We start from the raw sequence: 4,465 nt of genomic DNA, 5'->3' as shown, positions 1-4,465 counted from the left end.
CCGTCCTGCTAGAAACGAACCACGAGTCCGTAAACGCCGCCCGAAAGCTTATCCCTTAATGACCAAACCCCGGCATGAATTAAGAAAGCAGTTGCAAACTGTTTAATACACAAGCGTTTCGGCTTTTCTTAGTGCCATTCGATTCAGACTGAGTTTATGGCACAAATTTTAACTAGTGCGATAGCTTTATTGAAGTAGTTGCAAAATCCAATTCGTTTAATATTTTTATGAATAAAAAATGGGCTATTAAGCAGTTTACAATTGATCTCACACCAAAGGATGAAGAGAACCTGGAAAAATACTGCTTAATGACTGGCAGATCAGCGACTAATGTAATTCGGGAATTAATTCTTTCTCTTCCTACTGAAGACGAAAAGGTAATATCTCAATAAGCCAGGGTTAGCGTTCCTGTTCACGCAAAGTTGAATCTTCGCTTGAACTATCCCTTTTGCTCCCTGCTCCCTCCATAAAAGACTCTTGTTCAAGAGAGCGAATCAATTCCCGAATCACATCAGTTGCCGGTCTACCCGTGATTGCACAATACTGCTCAAGCTTTTCGCTTTCAACTGATGCGAGATTTAGCGTGATTCGTTTGACGGCCCATTTTTTATTCATGACTTGCTCTAATAAGTTATTTACCATAAGTCTTTAGAAGCACCAAACAGTTGCAAGTGTTTTAGCTTGCTGATTACTGTGTAACAGGTGTACCGTTTAAAGTCATCACAAAATCGCGATCACAAAGGCTAATATCAGCTTTCCAACCGGAGGGGAATTTCGAATCAATGAAAGTGACTTTAAATCTGCCCCAATGGTAGTTAGGTTTCCCATCTGCCCCTTCTCTATAGGTATCGCAACGTACCGATGAAGACTTTTGTACTCAATAGCCATTGTTTGAACCTCGGTCGTTAAACACTCCTGCTAAACCATCAATGAAGATTACTCCATCGCGACCATAACGCCACACGGCAGTTTTATTACGATCTTCTTGATAAACCACTTTATATTCTTCCGTTTTCCAAACCTCATCTGCTAGAGCTTTTTGAGGCGCAGCAGTGCAAATCAATGAGGCTAAAGTCAGGAGAACATAGTTCTTTTTCATAAAATTGACTTTGAGCAATTCAAAATTTGGCATAAATTACGAGGTCAATTTTCTCACAATTTTATGCGCTTATTGCGAAAATCAAAGGGTTTTGCGGCTAAAACTACCCTTCCCAATCACTAGTTCCGCCTCTATGTTTAACCTGAATCGCCGTCAGACCAAGTCGCAAGTGTACCCACGGCTTCAGTCCTGGGCTTGAAACAAGGACACTTTATGTCATTGCTCGGTTAGATGTTTTGATCAATAATGCTGGCGTATATCTAGACAAGGATGTAAATATTCTTATCATTTCTCGTGAGTTACTTGATTCCACGACGAATGCCAACACCTTTGACGCAATTCGGATGGTGCAGGCATTTTTACCCCAAGAATAATCCTCTAATACTAGATTTATTAACCTCTCAAGCGGATACAGCAGTAGCAATTTGTTTCCAATCAGGCGATCGCCATTCGGGGCAGTGCCGAAGGCAATCGCAGATATTACATTGTGCTGCTACGAAAAGCCGACAGATTTCTGTCCAATGGCATACCTACCGTCGGGCAGGAGATAATTGAGGGATTGTTACTCCAACCGCCACTAGCTGATCCACGTATTTCTTGAACCAGGTAACGCGCACCTTTAACGCGAAGGTTTCTTCTTCTTATGCAACTTCAGTGCCGATTAGCTTATCAAGACCCCCCGATGTAACCCAGACAGATGCGTGTAAATCATTGGTTGGTTGCCATTCTTTACTTTGCAAGCATCATCACCCCTTCACATCCACACAGGAGTGATCTGCTCGATTGCCCAAAGCAAGCGATCGCTCCAAGAATGCATTGAACTACGTTGCCTTCCAGTTTAAATCAATCTGCCAGCTTTGATATATAGAGTTGTCAAATATTAAATATTAAACTTTGAAGAAACTTTACGACATTTTTGTATTCGCTCTCTATTTGATTAATTATTTGAAATAGTTCATCCCATAATTGGTTCTCGGCAGCAATTTCTAAACTTTCACACATCTTTCCCAAGTTCGCTGCACCAATACTTACGCTAGGAGAGCGCAAATCGTGAGATGCTTTTTGTAATTTTGTTCGCTCACCCTTGGCGGCAGCATCCTTAATCATCTGCATTCTCAGTGGGCTATCTGTTAAGTAAATATTGATCAACTCGGCAACAAACTGATCACCATCGCTGTCTAACATAGTTCGTAAATCTTGTAAAATACGCAAATCAATTACCAGTTGTAAATTGGGAATCCCAAACTTTTCCACAACTTCTTCGAGCGCTTGAGTATCACTTGGATGACTAGTTCTGTAGCTCATAGGTCTAAAAATATACTGCTTGTTCTATATAAAACATTTTCAATACTCAGTGTCAATTGTATAATAACGGACTATTTGCTTGAAACCGCAAATTTTTGTCACAGTCCAAATTCTTTTGCATTGCCTGTTCAAGCTGTGTCGAGCGATTGTCATGGCGCTTAGGTGTAAATAGATATGCTGCGTACACTGCATAACTGATTAAGCAAAGGTAGAGGCAATCTTTGTTAAAGAGAATTAAAGGTTTCAATTGCCGGGGCTGAAGCTTGGGTACGGTGTAGATTGGTCAACTGCCAATACCCTTTGGTTAAGAATTTTTTTGATTGAGGCACGCAAGGGGGCAGTTTGGAAAAAGGAGCTGTTAACGATGTATTCAAAACCTTTCCCCTTTAACCGAACCGTATTGAGAGTGACATTCATTCTTGTTACTTTTTACCACTTTGAGTTAGGTTAAGCGAATGAGCGCACTGCTTCACTCACTTTCGTGCGCTCACTCAAAACCTTGAGACAACAAATTATCCTGCTATGTCTTTGCCACTCAAGTAATTCATAGCTCTGGGTTTTCTCTTCTTGAGAGGAACTACTGATTTCTTGGGTGCTTGTGGCGGACGGCATTGCTCACAATATAGAGGTCGCACACCAAAGGTTTCTCGTTGTGTGGGTTGCTCACACTGCTTACATACGAAGTTGAAAACGCGAGTATGAATTTCCCGCTTGTGCGCTCTGACGGTGTACTCTCGGACTTCAATAGTTTTGCTGGGCATCGGCTAATAAAATGGCCTTACTTCTTAATAATAGTTTTTCTTCAAATTTATGAAAGGTGTATTATCCCTAAAAGAGTGATAATTGCCCAGGTGAAATATTGCCTCGTCTGAATCGGTGGTAAGGGAAGAAAGGCAGCTACTGCACAACGGGGCAAGGTTCTCTAAACGGTTATCAGACGGATCGAAATTGTAGTGATGTACCTGAAGGTTATAAACCCGACGCTGACTCAAAGTTAATTCTGGTGGCTTTTCACCTGGGCGCAGACAAGGGCGTTCGCAACGAGAGCAACGCCAATCAGAAGAATTCTTTACAGCAGTAGCAATTTGTTTCCAATCAGGAGAGTAGCGAGTTCGACTCATATTTTATTTCAGGGTAGAACTAAATCATTCTAATTAATTAAGATACTCCTTAATATCACTTTTTTGACGGCGAAGAATAGAAAGTGCTTTATGTTCAAGCTGGCGAATTCTTTCTCGGCTTAAGTTAAGGCGTTCTCCAATTTGAGTTAGGCTCAGTTGATGGTCATTTTCTAGCCCGAAACGTAGAGTTAGTACTTCTCGTTGTATTGGAGCTAAGGATGCTAGCAACTCTTTAATATTCTGGCGCATCAGTGAAGAATTTAATTCTTCCAAAGGGGAAATCTTTTCGTCAGCTAAAAGTTCGCTTAATTCTGTTTCTTGTTCATTCCCAACGCGCATTTCTAGCGAAACTAACTTTCGGTCTGCTTGAATATATTCTCGAACCTGCTCTGGTTTAACCTTTAATTCTTCAGCAATTTCTACTACAGTTGGTTTTCGACCCAACGACTGGGATAATTCCCGTTGTATTTTCTTGATTTTATTCAGTTTTTCGTTGATATGAATAGGCAAACGAATAGTTCCTGATTGTTCTGCGATCGCACGTGTGATTGATTGAGTGACCCACCAATAGGCATAAGTTGAAAGTTTGTAGCCCTTGTTTGGATCAAACTTTTCAACGCCACGGTATAAACCGAGTGTACCTTCCTGGATCAGATCAAGAAATTCTAAGTTTCGGTTCTGGTACTTTTTAGCGATCGCCACCACCAGCCGTAGGTTAGCAGTCACCATTTTCTGCTTTGCTCGTTCCCCTTGATGAAGAATTGACTCCACTTCAGCTTCGCTTTGCCCAAGTGAGGTAGCTACTTCTCTTGCGGTTGGTTGTCGGTTGAGTCGAAGTGCCAGGGCGAACGCACGGTATTTCTGAAACCCTTGCTGGATAAGGATCTTGACGAAAAAATAGGCTAAATTTAAAAACGCTGAAACCCTTGCTATTAAAGGA

The 4,465-nt window shown here is 41.4% G+C and carries 7 protein-coding genes; 1 reads left to right on the top strand and 6 read right to left on the bottom strand.

Going from position 1 to position 4,465, the window contains the following annotated elements; translation table 11 throughout:
- Positions 1 to 399: 399 nt before the first annotated feature.
- Positions 400 to 615, bottom strand: a complete 216-nt coding sequence (locus H6G26_RS43540; RefSeq protein ID WP_242054320.1) for a CopG family transcriptional regulator — start codon at positions 613 to 615, stop codon at positions 400 to 402.
- Between the two features lie 262 nt (positions 616 to 877).
- The gene (locus tag H6G26_RS43535) at positions 878 to 1,099 is read right to left on the bottom strand and encodes a hypothetical protein (protein ID WP_242054319.1); all 222 of its coding nucleotides are present in this window, start codon (positions 1,097 to 1,099) and stop codon (positions 878 to 880) included.
- A gap of 236 nt (positions 1,100 to 1,335) precedes the next feature.
- Between H6G26_RS43535 and H6G26_RS38980 the strand changes: the two genes are divergently transcribed.
- On the top strand, positions 1,336 to 1,473 hold the full coding sequence (locus H6G26_RS38980; protein WP_190737159.1) for a hypothetical protein: 138 nt from the start codon (positions 1,336 to 1,338) through the stop codon (positions 1,471 to 1,473).
- 499 nt (positions 1,474 to 1,972) lie between these two features.
- On the opposite strand, the gene H6G26_RS38975 is transcribed toward H6G26_RS38980, so the two are convergent.
- From H6G26_RS38975 to H6G26_RS38960, 4 genes are all read right to left on the bottom strand, one after another.
- Positions 1,973 to 2,404 carry an Hpt domain-containing protein gene (locus H6G26_RS38975; protein ID WP_190737157.1) on the bottom strand — a complete coding sequence of 144 codons (432 nt, stop codon included), beginning with the start codon at positions 2,402 to 2,404 and terminating at the stop codon, positions 1,973 to 1,975.
- A 512-nt stretch (positions 2,405 to 2,916) separates the two neighbouring features.
- Positions 2,917 to 3,165 (bottom strand): hypothetical protein, encoded by a 249-nt coding sequence (locus H6G26_RS38970; protein WP_190737155.1) that lies wholly within the window; start codon positions 3,163 to 3,165, stop codon positions 2,917 to 2,919.
- 24 nt (positions 3,166 to 3,189) lie between these two features.
- Complete coding sequence (locus tag H6G26_RS38965) at positions 3,190 to 3,525, bottom strand: HNH endonuclease (RefSeq protein WP_347242592.1); 336 nt, start codon at positions 3,523 to 3,525, stop codon at positions 3,190 to 3,192.
- A gap of 33 nt (positions 3,526 to 3,558) precedes the next feature.
- A complete protein-coding gene (locus H6G26_RS38960) occupies positions 3,559 to 4,458 on the bottom strand; it encodes a sigma-70 family RNA polymerase sigma factor (RefSeq protein ID WP_347242593.1) in 900 nt (299 codons plus the stop codon).
- Between the last annotated feature and the right edge of the window lie 7 nt (positions 4,459 to 4,465).

Origin of the sequence: Nostoc sp. FACHB-888, from assembly GCF_014696655.1 — a bacterium.
GTDB lineage: Bacteria > Cyanobacteriota > Cyanobacteriia > Cyanobacteriales > Nostocaceae > Nostoc.
Note: the sequence above shows the minus strand (reverse complement) of the source record. Positions and strands in the feature narration are given on the sequence as shown.